General features: G+C 37.1%; 13 protein-coding genes. 4 read left to right on the top strand and 9 right to left on the bottom strand.

The window, feature by feature from the left end; genetic code table 11:
• The 4 genes from HX005_RS14620 to HX005_RS14605 all read right to left on the bottom strand — a co-directional run.
• A partial coding sequence (locus tag HX005_RS14620) for a CoA-transferase (RefSeq protein ID WP_286377912.1) occupies positions 1–141 on the bottom strand: 141 nt, incomplete at its 3' end.
• 130 nt (positions 142–271) lie between these two features.
• Positions 272–1,192 carry a catechol 1,2-dioxygenase gene (gene catA, locus HX005_RS14615; RefSeq protein ID WP_286377907.1) on the bottom strand — a complete coding sequence of 307 codons (921 nt, stop codon included), beginning with the start codon at positions 1,190–1,192 and terminating at the stop codon, positions 272–274.
• Between the two features lie 116 nt (positions 1,193–1,308).
• Positions 1,309–1,599 carry a muconolactone Delta-isomerase gene (catC, locus tag HX005_RS14610; RefSeq protein ID WP_107009750.1) on the bottom strand — a complete coding sequence of 97 codons (291 nt, stop codon included), beginning with the start codon at positions 1,597–1,599 and terminating at the stop codon, positions 1,309–1,311.
• A 14-nt stretch (positions 1,600–1,613) separates the two neighbouring features.
• A complete protein-coding gene (locus HX005_RS14605) occupies positions 1,614–2,723 on the bottom strand; it encodes a muconate/chloromuconate family cycloisomerase (protein ID WP_286377906.1) in 1,110 nt (369 codons plus the stop codon).
• A 102-nt stretch (positions 2,724–2,825) separates the two neighbouring features.
• Between HX005_RS14605 and catM the strand changes: the two genes are divergently transcribed.
• From catM to HX005_RS14585, 4 genes are all read left to right on the top strand, one after another.
• Entirely contained in the window at positions 2,826–3,743 is a 918-nt protein-coding gene (gene catM / locus HX005_RS14600) for a cis,cis-muconate-binding transcription regulator CatM (RefSeq protein WP_107009748.1), read from the top strand.
• Between the two features lie 160 nt (positions 3,744–3,903).
• Entirely contained in the window at positions 3,904–4,296 is a 393-nt protein-coding gene (locus HX005_RS14595) for a DUF4440 domain-containing protein (protein WP_107009747.1), read from the top strand.
• A 398-nt stretch (positions 4,297–4,694) separates the two neighbouring features.
• Positions 4,695–5,960 carry an OprD family outer membrane porin gene (locus HX005_RS14590; RefSeq protein WP_286377905.1) on the top strand — a complete coding sequence of 422 codons (1,266 nt, stop codon included), beginning with the start codon at positions 4,695–4,697 and terminating at the stop codon, positions 5,958–5,960.
• Positions 5,961–5,998: 38 nt separating this feature from the next.
• Positions 5,999–7,390, top strand: coding sequence for an MFS transporter (locus HX005_RS14585; protein ID WP_286377904.1), 1,392 nt, complete (start codon positions 5,999–6,001; stop codon positions 7,388–7,390).
• A gap of 53 nt (positions 7,391–7,443) precedes the next feature.
• Here the strand turns inward: HX005_RS14585 and HX005_RS14580 are convergent, their stop codons facing one another.
• From HX005_RS14580 to dnaE, 5 genes are all read right to left on the bottom strand, one after another.
• Entirely contained in the window at positions 7,444–9,450 is a 2,007-nt protein-coding gene (locus tag HX005_RS14580; RefSeq protein ID WP_286377903.1) for a lipase family alpha/beta hydrolase, read from the bottom strand.
• Between the two features lie 127 nt (positions 9,451–9,577).
• The gene (locus HX005_RS14575) at positions 9,578–10,510 is read right to left on the bottom strand and encodes an ABUW_2363 family tetratricopeptide repeat lipoprotein (RefSeq protein ID WP_107009744.1); all 933 of its coding nucleotides are present in this window, start codon (positions 10,508–10,510) and stop codon (positions 9,578–9,580) included.
• Between the two features lie 380 nt (positions 10,511–10,890).
• Entirely contained in the window at positions 10,891–11,712 is an 822-nt protein-coding gene (gene cysE / locus HX005_RS14570) for a serine O-acetyltransferase (RefSeq protein ID WP_107009743.1), read from the bottom strand.
• Complete coding sequence (locus HX005_RS14565; RefSeq protein WP_107009742.1) at positions 11,712–12,545, bottom strand: RNA methyltransferase; 834 nt, start codon at positions 12,543–12,545, stop codon at positions 11,712–11,714. Before HX005_RS14565 ends, cysE begins: the two co-directional genes overlap by 1 nt.
• Before the next feature lie 36 nt (positions 12,546–12,581).
• Positions 12,582–16,154: a DNA polymerase III subunit alpha gene (dnaE, locus tag HX005_RS14560; RefSeq protein ID WP_286377902.1), complete on the bottom strand. Its 3,573-nt coding sequence runs from the start codon at positions 16,152–16,154 to the stop codon at positions 12,582–12,584.
• Positions 16,155–16,315: the final 161 nt, after the last annotated feature.

Raw genomic sequence — 16,315 nt, 5'->3', positions numbered from 1 at the left:
GTCTTTGATGCCGAGCTCAATCAAACCATCGATCAGTTCTGCAGGTTGTCCAGCCGTACCAAAACCGCCAATCATGACGGTTGAACCATCTTTAATCTGTGAAAGAGCTTCTTTAAGAGAAGCTGAGCTTTTATCAATCATGTGATTAACCTTATCTACATTTTCATAAATTGCTATGCATAAATATTTTGAATAAATACTTATGCATAAAAAATTATGGCACAAGGAAATACTGTGAAACTAATAAGGTTTCACAGTATTTTTATCATCATTATGCACTTGCACGACGACGATCAACTTCAGTCGTTGGCGCAGCTTCTTGTTCTTTCACAAGTTCCACATTAAATGTGATGTGTTTGAATGCTTTATTTGCACCACGACGCGCAATTTCAGCTTCATCTGTTACATCAACAGCAGTTGCAACTAGACCTTCACGTGTAGCGAATGCGAAGTCATCCCAAAGATACTCGTCACCTTCAATATTGAATTGAGTTGTAAGTTTGCGATAGCCTGGTGCAGACACGAAATAATGCACGTGAGAAGGGCGGTTACCATGACGACCTAGTTTATCAAGTACAAATTGAGTTGTACCTTCAGGTGGGCAGCCATAGCCAACAGGCATAGTTGTTTGAGCAACATATTGACCATTTGCATCTGACAAAATCGTACGACGTAGGTTAAAATCAGACTGAGATTTATCAAAGAATGAATAGTTACCTAAGCTGTTTGCATGCCAAACTTCAACTTTAGCACCTTCGATAATATTACCTTCAGTATCAGTAACTTGACCTTCAATAAATAAAAGATCAACTTTATCTGATTCAGAACCATCATCCATACGAGCAAAACCTACAGATTCAGGTGCCCCTGCAACGTATAAAGGACCTTCAATTGTACGAGGTGTACCGCCTGTGATTCCTGCTTTAGCATCAGCTTCATCGGCACGTAAGTCCAAATAATGCTCAAGACCTAAACCAGCAGCAAGTAAACCTAATTCATTTGCTTGACCTGCGTCAGTAAAGTATTCAAGACCTTTCCACAATTCAGTTTGTGAAATATCGAGGTCTTCAATAGCTTGAAAAAGATCAGAAACTAAACGTACAACAATTTGTTGAACACGAGCATCAACAGGACCTGTTGCTGTGTCTACGTTCATTTTTTTTACTAATTGATCGATCTCTTGACGGTTCATACGGATTCTCCTTAAGTATGAAAAGGTTGCTGTGGGGCTGTGCTTGCTAAATGTTTTTGGCTCGCGTCCTTGCCCCAACAATCCTTGTTTTATTACTATACAATTATACTAAAAAATCAGGTGTCATCTTCACGAATTGATGAAGGATGGCGGTTTAATGCAACAACTTCGATGTCCATGTATGGATACAATGGTAAACCTTGTAAAATGTTGTGCAGTTCTTCATTACTCTCTACATCAAAAATACTGATATTTGAGTATTGACCTGTAATACGCCAAATATGACGCCATTTCCCTTGTCGTTGCAAATCGTGAGAATATGCTTTTTCAACGGCTTTGATTTCATTGGCTTTTTCAGCTGGCATATCTAATGGGATATTGACATCCATTTTTACTTGGAAAAGCATGACGACTCCTTCAATTATTGACGACGTAGGTTGTCGATTTTGTCTTCATCCAATTCAATACCTAAGCCTAAACCTGTTGGGATCTTAAGCTCAAAGTTTTCATATTGAAGTGGAGTTTTTAAAATTTGTTCAGTCAGTAATAATGGGCCAAATAACTCTGTACCATATGCTAAATTACTGAATGTTGAAAATACGTGTGCAGAAGCAATCGTGCCAACAGGACCTTCAAGCATGGTGCCGCCATAAAGATCAATACCTGCAAGATTCGCAATTTTGGCAACTTCACAACCTTCAATTAAGCCACCAGATTGTGCTACTTTTACAGCAAAAACAGAAGCTGCATTGCGTTTAGCAAGTTCGTAAGCACTTTGTGGACCCATTAAAGATTCATCTGCCATAATGGCAATATCAAACTTACGGGTTAAGCGTTCCATGGCATCAATGTTGTTGATTGCACAAGGTTGCTCAATTAAGTCTACGCCACCGTCTTGTAACAGTTGAATGCCTTTGATTGCAGTCAGTTCTGACCAAGCACGGTTCACATCAACACGGATTGAAACATCGTTGCCTAATGCTTTTTTGATGGCTAAAACATGTTCTACATCTTCTTCTACAGGACGAGAACCGATTTTGAGTTTGAAAACATTATGACGCTTGCTTTCAACCATTTTTTGCGCTTCAGCGATATCTTTTTCTGTATTACCAGATGCTAATACCCATAATACTGAAATACTGTCACGTAAACGACCACCTAGAACCTCACTTAAAGGTAAACCTAGACGTTGTGCTTGAATATCTAACAAAGCTGTTTGAATTGCACATTTAGCAAAACGATTACCGTTAATATTACGGTTAATGATTCGCATCGTTTGTGCCACATTGAGCCCATTTAAGGTTTTTAACAATGGCGCAAAATAGGTTTCAATATTGGTTTTAACACTTTCAGGGCTTTCTTCACCATAGCCTAAACCACCAATTGTGGTTGCTTCACCCCAACCGACAAAGCCATCTTCTGTAGTGACTTTGATGAGGACTAAAGTTTGTGTCTGCATTGTTGCAACCGCCATCTTATGAGGACGGATGGTTGGGATTTCAACAAGCAATGTTTCTATGGACTTATACATCGCAATATTTCTTAAGTGTTGATCTATTTACATACCCTAAATTAATGTAATATCTTAAACTAGAGCCAAATTGGTATTTTTAGATACTTAAAAGGTATATAAATGGAATTAAGACATTTACGCTACTTTGTGACGGTTGTTGAAGAGCAGAGTATTACGAAAGCGGCTGAAAAACTTTGTATTGCACAGCCACCGTTAAGCCGTCAAATTCAAAAATTAGAAGAAGAATTAGGAATTTTATTATTTGAACGCGGCTCTCGACCTGTAAAAACCACAGAGGCAGGACAGTTTTTTTATCAGCATGCTGTTCAAATATTAACGCATACTGCACAAGCAACTTCAATGGCAAAACGAATCAGTGCAGTCAGTAAAATAGTACGTATAGGTTATGTGAGTTCCTTACTCTATGCATTATTGCCGCAAATCATTTATTTATTTAGACAAAAAAATCCAGATACTGAGGTAGAACTCATTGAATGTGGAACAAAAGACCAAATCGAAGCTTTAAAATTAGGGAAAATTGATATTGGTTTTGGTCGTTTAAGACTGACTGATCCAGCAATCAAACGTATTTTAATGCGTAAAGAAAAATTATTATTAGCTGTACATAAGCAGCATTTTTTAACTCAATATATTGATAGAGGTGTTTATTTATCTGAAATTGTTAGCGAATTAATTTTTTCCTATCCTGCAACCCAAAAGCCAAATTTTTCAACATTAATTCAATCTATTTTTACTGAGTTAGGTTTAGTTCCAAACAATATGGTCGAGGTACGTGAAATTCATATGGCTTTAGGTTTAGTGTCTTCGGGTGAGGGAATTTGCTTGATACCACAAAGTGCCAGTGAAATTGGAATGAAAAATTTAGCATATATCCCGATTTTAGATTTAGAGGCATATAGTCCAATTTCAATGTCCATTCGAAATATGGATCAGAGTGCGTATATTCCAAATATTTTAGATTGTGTTAAAGAAGTTTTTGAATCAGAAGAAATTGCCTTGCTGATGGATATGGATTAATTCCGATAAAAATATAGGTTGAATACTTGGTTTTCATCGGGTTTTTATGAAAATTTAAAAATTGAATGGATATTTTTATATTTAAGTTGTATTTTTAAATTGAAAATTACATTTAATTTTGTATTATTAATACATCATTTGCTTTCAATAAGGATAGGTTATGGCACTGAATAAAGATGCTGCAATTCAAAGCACGTATACATTACATGAATTGATTCAAGCGGTATTTAATGAAAAAAATACGGATGAACAACTTGAACAATTAATTGGATATTTCACACAAGATTTTGAAATGGTGGGTGCAGCAGGAAAACGTATCCAGTATGAACAAGTTCTACAACTATTTAAAAATAATCAAGGAAATATTCCAGATTTAAAAATAGAAATTTCAGATGCTGAAGTGATCATGCAAAAAGATGATGCAGTTTTGATGAATTATACCGAAACACATCATAAAGAAGCAGGTACAACAAGCCGTCGAGCTTCTGTACTTTTGGTTGAGCAAGAAGGGCAAATGTACTGGCGTTATTTGCAAGAAACTTTTCTGGCATAAAATATAAAATTTGTACATTTAAAAGTGGGTTATATCGAAAAATATAACCCATTTTTTTTTGCTTAAAATAAATACATGTTTTGGGATGAAGAAGTATATTTTTTAAACTGTGCTTTATAACACTGTTTTTATTTTTAATGTGAGTTCAAAAGTAAATTTATCAAGATATTGAAAATAAGATATCAAAAAGGTATGAAAATATACTTAAAATTATATGGAAAAATACATTGATTATTAAAATAATGTAAGCGATAGTCAATTAAGTCTTTGTCTAAGTAATTTGAAAATAAAGAAGTTTAGAAGTATTCAAGGAGATCAATTTTATTATTGGACTGTCGTGATGATGTACAACCCAGAGTAATACAACAAGTTAAAAATGTTTGGAAAGGATTTCCTCTATGTTTAAATTAAATGGCTTATTTCAAGCACAACGTACTGTCGGCTATGCAATTTTAGGTTGCTTAAGTATTAATATCGCGCATGCAGATTTTTGGCAGGATAGTCAAAAATCGGTGTATTTAAGAAATTTTTATGTAGATCGTGATATTGCAAAAACCGATAAAGATATTGGAAGTTGGTCGCAAGGAATTAGCAGCCGTTTTGAATCAGGATATACCAATACACCTGTACAGTTGGGATTAGATTTAGGCTTTCAATATGCTGTACGCTTAAGTGATCATAATGATCAGCGTTTAGATACTGTATTTAATTACAATAAATCTGAAGGTAAACAAGAGCGTGACTTCTTAAAGTTAGGCGCAACGCTGAAATTAAAATATCAAGATACAGAGTTAAAAGTGGGTGAATTATTGCCAAAAACGCCCGTATTATTTATTGATGATTCACGCCAGTTGGTCACCACTTATGCAGGTGCAATGCTTGAGAGTAAAGAGATTAAAGATCTAAAAGTATCTGCGGGTCGTTTTACACATGTGAATGCACGTGATGATGATGAGTTTAATAAATTAACTTTAGCGGGTTCAACCGATCCAAATAAAGAGAGTGATGGTTTAAATTTTCTTGGGCTAGACTATAACTTTAATCCGAATATTTCAGGTTCATATTGGTTTGGGCAGCTTGAAGATATTTATCAACAACATTATTTGAATGCGGCATATACAGAGCAAGTCGGCAAATCCAAAGTTAAAGTGGATGCACGTTATTTTAACTATACCGAAGATGGTGATGCTTACTTTGGCAATATTGATACCCAATCTGTAGGGTTACAAGCAACGGTACAAAATGGTTCGAATACAATCACCACAGGTGTTCAAAAACACATGGGTGAAAATGCGATACCTGTATTGGGAGGGTATATTCCACAGCCATTTTTACAAAGTTGGTCATCTTTAGGGTTTTATAAAGCAAAAGAGCTTACATGGCATATTTTATATAGTTATGACTTTAAAGAAGCAGGAGTTCCAGGCTTAAGATTGACTTTACGCTATTTAAATGGTAGTGAAATTTATCGTCCAAATTTAAAGGATAATAAAGAAACCGAGAAAAATGTCATCGTCAATTACACAGCTCCTGAAGGTAAGTTTAAAGGTTTAGGCTTTGAATGGCGTCATATTCGTACTGACCAAAAATATGGCGTAGGTAATGCAGCAGGTACAGACTATGTCGAAAACCGTGTTGCAACTACATATACCTTTAAGTTTTAAGTGTAATGGTCAAGTAAAATCATGAGGGTGTGAATAGAATGATGCAAAAAACATCGCAAGATTTAACACCACATACACGATTTAAAAAAGCATGGTTGATCACTGTATTATTAATGATTTTTCAAATGATTAATTTTGCAGATAAGGCAGTCTTAGGACTTGTTGCAGAGTCAGCCATGGCTGAACTGCAAATGACGAGTACAGAGTTTGGCTTTATTGGTAGTTCATTCTTTTTTTTATTTGCAATATCTGGTGTTGTTGTTGGTTTTGCTGCAGGAAAAATTCAAACCAAATGGATTATTTTGGTCATGGGCGTCAGTTGGGCTATTTTACAATTTCCAATGTTATTTGGAGGTGGTGCAATGGCGCTTTTAGTCACCCGTATTATTTTGGGGGCGGCTGAAGGACCAGCATCTTCAATTAGTTTACAACACGTGCAAGGTTGGTTTGAGCCTACTGCACGTGGTTTTCCAAGTAGTATGGTTGCAGCAGGAACAACTATTGGACCTATTTTAGCTGCACCTGCTTTGGCTTATATCATTGCACATCCACAACTGGGATGGCGTTGGGCATTTGGTTTTCTAGGCATAGTGGGTTTGATTTGGACAGTAGTTTGGTTTTTCGTATGCAAAGAAGGACCTTATAGTCATATTAGTGATCAACCTGAAAAGAAAGAGACTAAAAATAATGATGAGTTAAATATTCATACACATAGTATTGCAGCGGTGGTAGATCAGCTTAAGCCTGTTCCTTATTTTAAAATTTTTAGTTCGAAAATGTTTATTGTGGCAGTGCTTACAGGGATCGGTTGTTTTTGGCCACTTGGTTTTTTAACGACATGGTCTCCTAAATATATTGCAACAGTGGCACAGTTGTCTCCACAAATGGTGGGAACGATCTCAACTTTACCATGGATACTTGGCGCACTTGCTTTAATGGGGGCAGGTTATATTTCACGTATTTTGATGAAAAAAAATGCCACAGTACATCAAGCTTTGGGCATGAATTTTGGCATCATTATTTTAATTTCGGGTATTGCATTTTTTCTTTTGCCTTATACTCAAAGTAATATGGCGATTTTATTGATTACGATTGCCGCAGGGGCAGCAATGACTTTTCCATTGGCAACGATGACAGTCGGATATAGTGTTTGTTCTAAACAACGTGCAGCAGTGATGGCAACCTTAGTTTCCTTATCTTCAGTGGGTGGAATCGTGTCTCCTTTAATGGTTGGACATTTGATGGATCGGGCAGGATATATTCAACCAGCCAAAGGGCAATTATTATCGAGTCAAATGGCTGAAAATTTAATTTATGGAATGAACCAAAGTTTTACTTATATTGGTGTGTATTTAATTGTTGTTGCAGTTTTGGCAATTTTATTTTTAAATCCAGATAAAACAGCAAAGCGTTTAAATCTTTCCAAATGATTTTTTTATTTGAAGTAAAAAATAGCCCACAAAATGCGGGCTATTTTTTTGTTTTAGTCAGGCTTATATAGACCTAATTTTACCAAATGCAAGCGTAAAATACGTCTTAACTCTAAAACGGCTTCAGGCGTTTCTTGAATAGAATGCCCACCTTTTATAATTTTTTCAGAGGCAGCACCATCTAAATGCGCACTTTCATAAGGGACAATACCGTCAGACATGATACTAAAATCAGTTGTATCTGAGTTATTCCCCATAATTGAGTGATAAATCATGCCTTGTTTCGGCATGACATTTTTTGTAAGTTGCGTGAATTTGGAGTTATGGCTTAAATCACTTGGACCATTTTGAATTAAGCCATGTCCAACCTCCTCAACAAAATTTTTCATATTCATATTTTGTTCTGTGACTGTATCTGCCAAAGCACCTAAGAAAGCACCTGGTAATTTAATAATTTTTCGTGCAGCCAAAGTAAACCAACGATCAGCAAAGGCAGTACCACGATGAGGAGCTGAAACAAAGATAGCACGGTCAAAGTTCGGAATTGATGAAATCGTTAAACGTGATTTAAAAACGGAATCATTCTTAAAGCGATCAAATTTACGATTGTTGAGCATTTTTAAAGCAGGTTGTGTCAGATCTGCATCACTGACCAAAAGACGAGAAATAATCCCACCCATAGAGTGACCAATTAATACTGCATCTTTAGCCGCAGCAGTGTCTTGACCAATATAATCAAATGTTTGATTAATCAAAGCATTAATTTGAAAGCGACTTTCTAAAATAGGCATGTTGGTAGAGTAAAATACTTGCCAAACTTGAAAATGTTCACGTAAAACATGGTCGCCCATAATATCATTGGTTAAACGTATCCATGCTTCAGGACTACTTGCTAAACCATGCACTAAAACAATCACTTTTTTATTTGGGTTAAAAGGTTCTAGCATATATAAATGCGGCATAGCCAAATGCTGATCACGATCAATCAAAGTCAAATAGGCAGCAGCACCTAAATTATTTTCAGCTAACCATAAACCATAAGGTGCAGAAAAATTTGCCGCTAAAGGATATTCACGATCAGCAACTTGGACTTTTTCAGTCGAATAAGGGTCATAAATTTTTAAGCTAAAGTTAGGATTGTGAATAATTTCTTGAACACTTTTTCCTGATGTTGGTTGAGCAATAATACTGACAGATAAATAACGCGGATCGTGAATATTTGGATTCACTCCATTTTGATAATGATGGTGCAAAGGGTCGACGACATATTGGTCTTCTTCTGGGCTTTTGGGGTCGGCTAAAATTGCGACAAATTCGGAACCAAAACCATCTCTACGGTTAAGTGAGCGTAAGCCTGAAAAGTTCAGATTATAACTAGATAGCAAGTTTTCAATATTTGCCTTATCTAATAATGGATAATGGCTATAATCAATATGATAGACGCTTTGTCCAATTTTAATTTCTTTTGCAACAGTTTTGTCTTTAGAGCGTAGACCATACGTCGTGATCATTTTTGCTAACGCTTGGTTGTAAAAATCTCGAATTTGAACTTGGCGGTTATCGAAAATGCGATCTTGCGGTAATCGTTTCGTTTCAAATAAATAAGCATAACTATAACGGATACTTTTATCCAACATGTTTAATTGCTGATCTAAACATGTATTGTAATTATCTTGATTAATTTTTTGTTTTTCTTCAGATTGGTGTTTAGCTAAAATACTAATTTTACAGCTTGAAGAATTATTTAAAGCAATTGCTTTAGCTAAAAAAATCTCACTGGCTGCTGATAAAAGTTGCTCATCTTGAATTTGTGGGATTTTTTCTAAATCTTGTACACATTGTTCAGGCTGCTCGGTACATTTTTTAGCTTCGCTACCTGTCATCGAGAGTACATTTAAACTTGCCTCACTCATTTTGTTGCGAGTTAAAATGCTGTCACGCTCATTGGTAATAGTGACATTCACTTTTTGATTTTTTACACTCACAACTTGACAGCCACTGAAGAAAAATGGAATCAGAGCGGTAAGGACTAGCAGTATATTTTTTTGAGTTAGCTGCATGGATATCCTCATAGGAACAACTTTTAGAAAATCATACGATTTTGCGTACAGAATTCAATGTTTTCTATAAAAAATAGGTTGATCAAGTCAACCTATTTTTTATCTTAATTTTGCAAAGACAAAATCATTATTTAGATTGTGCTGGATTTTGTAGCACTTGCCAAACATTATAGCGACCAGATTTTTCAATTTCTTGAATTAAACGATCAACAACTTCAGCTTCTTCAGGATATTTTACTTTATAATTTTTTAAAGTTTGTAAAGCATTTTTCTTTTGTTCTATCCATAAGTAGTTATTTACAGAAGATAAATATGCTTCTTGCACACCTGCATTCATTGCTTTGTTTAAATATGGAATAGCTTCTTTTTGACCGCCACCTTCAGAAAGTGAGAAACCAAACCATAAATTTGCTTCAGCATCATCTTTATTGATTTTTAAAATACGTTGTGCGTAGTCTAAAGATTTAGTGGTATATGCTGGTCCTAAGTCCAAATTACGACCCAAAATGCTGGCTTTAAAAGCACGAATCAAAATGTCAAATGAAGCATTAGGTGCAGCAGCTAAACTATCTAATTGAGCAGAAACTTCTTTTAACTTACTTTCAAAACCGCGACGTTCTTGACGGTCAATAAACTGAGGTGGGTAATGACGTGCTTTGCCTTCAACCATTTGTAAAAGATCATCAATTGCAGTGATGTCAATTTCATCTTGTCCTGCAATCACTGCATATTTCATGGTACGCTGATTATTGTTGACTAAAGGTACAATGAGCTTATTTTGATCTAAAATAATTTTAGCATTTGGGTTTTGTGGATCAGTCACTTCCATTTTTTGTAAAGGGGCAGCCGCAGCTTTTTGAAGCTCTAACTCAAATACAGGAGGTTGGTCATAATTAAAAGGATTTAAAGCATAAAAAGGTGGTGCAATATCTGGTTCTGTGTAGACGATTGGTTCATTACTCGCAGCTTTATTTGATGGTTTATGTAAGGATGTTGTTGTAGAACAAGCAGCAAGCACTGAAGCTGATAAAATAGCTAATGCTAATGGCTTAATCGTCATATTGATCTTCCAAAAAATTGTTGTATAAAGTAAGAAAAGTCTAAGTGTCAGTCTAAGAAAACTCATTTAAACATGCAACTTTTAAAACTAGAAGTCTTAAAATTTATACAGAATACAAACGTGTTTAAGCTAACTGATCAGAAAAGCCTTTTATTTAGATAATTGTGAGGGGAAGTTAGACAGATGGTTTTCTTTTCAATGTGATGGCTGAAATCGCTTTATGGTCAATATATGCAAATTTGTGCAATGACTCAAAAATGATCAAATTTTGATGATGATCAAAGAAAAAGGTCGCTTTATTTTTGAGAACAATAAAGAGACCTTTTACAGGATAAATTTTAACAGTTTAAAATAATTTTGAATGAATGCTTACAATCAAATCACTTAGTTTGTGCTTCACATTCGCGACGCACATCTTCAATAATTTTGAGTTCTTCATCACTATAAGGTTGTTGATCAACAGCATCTAATTTATTAAATGTTGGATCTAATAAAGATAAACGATGACACAAGCTGTTCATACGTTTTTCATTTTGCTCTAAACGATCAAGTAGAACACGCATACCTTCAAGCATTGGATCCGTTTGTTCTTGGGTCGCTGCATAGGGTTGGAAGTTTGTATTTTCAGCTAAACTTTCAATTTGTTCTGGGCAAGGAGCACTTTGTTCTGCTGTCGTTGTTGGTTCTTTGTCTTTGAGAATAAAACGTGCAGCGCTGCCAACGGCAGTTGCTCCTTCAGGAATGGCTTTGGTCACGACGGCATTAGAGCCAACTTTAGCATTTTTACCTACTGTAAATGGACCAAGAATTTTTGCACCTGCACCCACAATCACACCATCTTCTAAAGTTGGATGACGTTTGCCTTGATTCCAAGTTGTTCCGCCTAAAGTGACACCATGATAAAGTGTAACATCATCACCAATTTCGGCAGTTTCTCCAATCACCACACCCATGCCATGATCAATAAAGAAACGTTTACCAATTTTTGCACCAGGATGAATTTCAATCCCTGTGGTAAAACGGCTAAAAGAAGACAACATACGTGCTGAAGTTTTACAGTCTTTGATCCATAGCTCATGTGCAACACGGTGCATAATGAGAGCATGTATTCCTGGATAGGTTGTTAAAACTTCAAGTGTATTACGCGCAGCAGGATCACGCGCAAACACAGCTTGGATATCTTCTTTAAGCTGTTTTAGCATTAGTTTTGATCCTCATTTTTTGACTTTTTCCATGTACCATTATTCAAGGCTTGAACACGACTAAATATGCCTCGTAATAAATGATATTCCATTTTATCTAATTGTATACGCCCGAATAATCGACGCAAGCGCAAAGGAAGCAATCTTGGGTTTTTCGGGTCTAAAAATTCAATTTCTGCTAACATTTTTTCGATATGTGGATAAAATTGTTCCATTTGTTCATGCGTAACTAAGGGTTCATCCCAATGCATATCTTCTGAATCCGTTACATGCATCACAGCTTGAGGGTCTGTTTTTTTATCTGCCAATTCAAGCGTTGCCATACGCATTTCATAACAAATGACTTGGATTGCTTGCGAAACATTGAGTACACCATAGTCACTATTCACGGGAATAGTCACATGATAATTCGCAAGGGCGAGTTCTTCATTGGTGAGTCCTCGATCTTCACGACCAAAAACAATGGCGATTTCTTGTTGATCTTGAATCACGGCATTCATTGACTTTTGCGCGGCTGGACGAGCATCAAGCAATGGCCAAGGAATGGTACGACTACGCGCACTAGTACCGAAAACTAAATGACAGTCTTTAATTGCATCTTCTAAAGTTTCAACAATTTCAATTTGTTCGATTAAATCTGTTGCACCAGCCGCAAGCGCATCAATGTCAGGATGTGGGTAAGTTTTAGGAGACACTAAGACCAGTTTTGACAAGCCCATAGTTTTCATGGCACGCAATGCACTGCCAATATTTGCAGGGAGAGTGGTATTGACCATCACAATACGTACATGACTTAAATGCTGTGAAACCACAGCATTATCGATAATATTCATTCGATATCCAAAGTATTTAATTTAAATCAGAGAGATTTATGAAAATTGACTGACATCAGCCATATATTGATCCATCGCATCATCCATGCTCATATCGCTAGGCGGGGCTGCAATTTGAGTTGGTTTGGCTAATTCACGTTGATCCACTGCTTTGGCTGCTTTAGATTTCACTTGATATTCAACATGAATGGATTCTTTACCAAAATAATCACGTAATTTTGCAAGTAAATCATCTAAAGGGGCAATTTTCCACTGTTGTCCTAAATGAAGCTCAGTTGTGGCATAGCTATAGTCAAGTAGCAGATGTAAAGGAATGTGCTGACATAAATCAACATGGCAGAAAGATTGTAAAATATTTTGTAAATCATGACTTAATGTTTTTGTCATGATTTCTGGAGAAAGTTTAATCGCAATGTGATTGGCACGCTTTTGACGAATTTCATTTAAGGTAAATGCTTTGGTTAAGCGTCCCATTGGACGGTCAAAGCCTTCTCGCTCATAGATTTCACCCTCTATGACCACCACTTTTTCATTTTGAATAATATCTTTGAAACGTTGGAAGCGCTCATGATTTGCTGAAACTTCAATACGTGCTGTACCATCATCAAGCGTCATCATCATACGATTTGGGAAGTTCGCAACGTCTACCACCAAACCAGCAAAGACAGTCGTAACTCCACGACGAGTAGGGGTGAGTTCACTAATTTTGTTTGGAATAAAGGCTTTCAGTTCTGGTTTATAGACATCAATTGGATGTCCAGTAAGATATAAACCGAGCGTATCTTTTTCGCCTTTTAAACGAACTTCATCTGACCAAGGTTTAACAGGTTTGACAGGTTTACGCTGAACTTCTTCGACCTCACCAAATAAATCCATGATGCCTGTTTCACGGTTAGAACGTGCCTGTTCAGCCGCTTGAACTGCTTCAGGGAGTTGTAACATCAGACTGGCACGTTCAATGCCTAAACAATCCAATGCACCCGCACGAATTAAGGCTTCCAATGTACGTTTATTGATTTTTTTCAAATCAACACGATGACAGAAATCAAATAAATCCTTAAACGGACCATCATGTAAGCGTGAATCTATCACCGATTGCATGGCTTGTTCACCCACACCTTTAATGGCACCTAAACCATAAACGATAGTTTCAGCGTCAGAGGCATGGAATTGGTAAAACGACATATTTACAGAAGGAGGTAATACATTTAAGTCATTGATACGGCAGTCATCAATCAGAAAAACAATATTATCGGTATTCTGCATTTCCGAAGACATGACCGCAGCCATAAACTCGGATGGATAATGCGCTTTAAGCCATGCAGTTTGATAAGCCACGAGTGCGTAAGCTGCCGCATGTGATTTGTTAAAACCATAGCCTGCGAATTTTTCCATATAGTCAAAGATATGGTTGGCAGTGCCTTCGTCAATATCTTTTTTAGCCGCACCTTCAATAAAGATTTGGCGCTGTTTGACCATTTCTTCAGGTTTTTTCTTACCCATCGCACGACGTAAGATATCCGCGCCACCAAGCGAATAGCCTGCACAGAATTGTGCGGCTTGCATAACCTGTTCCTGATACACCATGATGCCATAAGTCGGTTCGAGCACACTTTCAAGTAATGGATGTAAATATTCAAATTCACCACCGTGCATACGGTGAATAAAGTCAGGAATTAGATCCATTGGACCCGGACGATATAAAGACACGAAGGCAATAATTTCTTCAAATTTGCTTGGGCGTGCTTCTTTGAGCATTTTTTTCATACCCACGGATTCAAATTGGAACACCGCAGTGGTATTGGCTTCGGCAAAGACGAGGTAAGCATCTTTATCGTCAAGCGGAATATGGGCAATGTCCAAAGGTTTTTCAGCTTGGATGCGTTTATTGATATTTTGAACTGCATCTTCAATGACCGTTAGGTTACGCAAACCCAAAAAGTCGAACTTCACAAGTCCTGCTGCTTCGACATCATCCTTATCGAATTGGGCAACACGGGCTGTACCATCGGCTTCACACATGACAGCAGAATAATCGGTGATTTTGGTCGGTGCGATGACCACACCGCCTGCATGTTTACCTGTATTTCGGGTAATGCCTTCAAGCTTAAGTGCCATTTCCCAGATTTCAGATGCATCATCATTGTCAGGATTGGATGGGTTGGTCACAATATCTTTGAGTTGTGGCTCCGCTTCAATGGATTCTTCCAAAGTTAAACCCAAAGGCTTAGTTGGAATCATTTTTGAAATACGGTCAGCCAGACCATAAGATTTACCTAAGACACGTGCAACATCTCGAATTGCACCTTTGGCTGCCATGGTACCGAAAGTTGCAATCTGTGAAACGGCATCACGACCATAATGGCGTGCCACGTAGTCAATGACTTTATCACGACCTGCAATACAGAAATCGACATCAAAGTCGGGCATGGATACACGTTCTGGATTTAAGAAACGTTCGAAAAGCAGGTCATAGCGCAGAGGGTCTAAGTCAGTGATTTTTAAACTGAATGCGACCAATGAACCTGCACCTGAACCACGACCAGGTCCCACAGGAACGCCATTGTTTTTTGACCATTGAATGAAGTCCATAACGATCAGAAAGTAGCCGGGGAATCCCATTTTATTGATAATGCCAAGTTCATAGGCAAGACGTTCATCATAAGGCTTACGGATTTCTGCCCAATCTTCATCACGCTTTTCTACAGGGTATAGAACGTCAAGGCGTTCTTCTAAACCGACTTCAGACAAATGCGCAAAGTAGGTGTCAATGGTATGACCTTCTGGGATTGGGTAGTCAGGTAAGTCATTGAAGCCTAAGCGTAAAGAAACAGTACAACGTTTCGCAATCTGTACTGTATTTTCAATGGCACTTGGAATGTCTGCAAACAGTTCAATCATTTCTTGTGATGATTTGAAATATTGCTCAGAGCTGTAGTTTTTAGGACGTTTATTATCACCGAGTACATAGCCATCAGCAATACATACACGGGCTTCATGCGCTTCAAAATCTTCGGGTTTGATAAAGTGGACATCATTGTGTGCCACTACACCAATATTATATTTTGCAGCAAGTTTAACGGCTTCCTGATTAAAGCTTTCTTCCATCGGGCGACCAGTACGGGTCAATGCCAGATATACCCGATTACCAAATTTGCTCACCCATTCTTCAAGTAAGGGTTCTGCTTTTTCAGGATATGCTGAACACAGCATTTCACCCACATCACTGTGCAAACCCAATAAAACAATTAAATCTTGAGATTGTTCTAGCACCCAGTCTTTTTGAATGCAGGGAATGGAAAGTTGTTGTCCTTCAATAAAACCGCGTGACACAATTTCGGTCAGCCCACGCCAGCCTTTATTGGTCATGGCTAATAAAGTGGCTTTGTGGTTGGCATCATTCAAGCGAATGGTGCTGCCAAAAATCGGTTTAATCCCTTTGCCGATGACTTTATTATAAAATTTGACTGCGGCATGCAGATTGGATAAGTCCGTAATGGCTAAAGCAGGCATTTCATCTGACGCAGCAGCTTTAATCAGATCAGGTATACGAACGATCGACTCTGTGATCGAAAATTCTGTAAAAATACCAAGATGAACAAACTGCATAGATAGAAACCCTTTCATAACAACGGATGATTTTAACACGCTTCATTTAGATATGTCGGTGAAACTTAATCAATCTTATTTTGTTGTTGAATAGTTGCATGTTTTGCAATCATTAAAAAATCTTAATATCATTAGGCTTTACAATAAATGAATTGTTTAGT

The sequence above is a fragment of the Acinetobacter sp. R933-2 genome (genome assembly GCF_030325485.1).
Taxonomy (GTDB): Bacteria; Pseudomonadota; Gammaproteobacteria; order Pseudomonadales; family Moraxellaceae; genus Acinetobacter; species Acinetobacter sichuanensis.
This window is presented reverse-complemented; position numbering and strand designations above follow the sequence as displayed.

Bases quoted from the DNA above. Each gene is read 5' to 3' on its own strand.
- catA (WP_286377907.1), bottom strand. From the start codon at position 1,192: ATGAACCGTCAAGAGATCGATCAATTAGTAAAAAAAATGAACGTAGAC.
- catC (WP_107009750.1), bottom strand. From the start codon at position 1,599: ATGCTTTTCCAAGTAAAAATGGATGTCAATATCCCATTAGATATGCCA.
- HX005_RS14605 (WP_286377906.1), bottom strand. From the start codon at position 2,723: ATGTATAAGTCCATAGAAACATTGCTTGTTGAAATCCCAACCATCCGT.
- catM (WP_107009748.1), top strand. From the start codon at position 2,826: ATGGAATTAAGACATTTACGCTACTTTGTGACGGTTGTTGAAGAGCAG.
- HX005_RS14595 (WP_107009747.1), top strand. From the start codon at position 3,904: ATGGCACTGAATAAAGATGCTGCAATTCAAAGCACGTATACATTACAT.
- HX005_RS14590 (WP_286377905.1), top strand. From the start codon at position 4,695: ATGTTTAAATTAAATGGCTTATTTCAAGCACAACGTACTGTCGGCTAT.
- HX005_RS14585 (WP_286377904.1), top strand. From the start codon at position 5,999: ATGATGCAAAAAACATCGCAAGATTTAACACCACATACACGATTTAAA.
- HX005_RS14580 (WP_286377903.1), bottom strand. From the start codon at position 9,450: ATGCAGCTAACTCAAAAAAATATACTGCTAGTCCTTACCGCTCTGATT.
- HX005_RS14575 (WP_107009744.1), bottom strand. From the start codon at position 10,510: ATGACGATTAAGCCATTAGCATTAGCTATTTTATCAGCTTCAGTGCTT.
- cysE (WP_107009743.1), bottom strand. From the start codon at position 11,712: ATGCTAAAACAGCTTAAAGAAGATATCCAAGCTGTGTTTGCGCGTGAT.
- HX005_RS14565 (WP_107009742.1), bottom strand. From the start codon at position 12,545: ATGAATATTATCGATAATGCTGTGGTTTCACAGCATTTAAGTCATGTA.
- dnaE (WP_286377902.1), bottom strand. From the start codon at position 16,154: ATGCAGTTTGTTCATCTTGGTATTTTTACAGAATTTTCGATCACAGAG.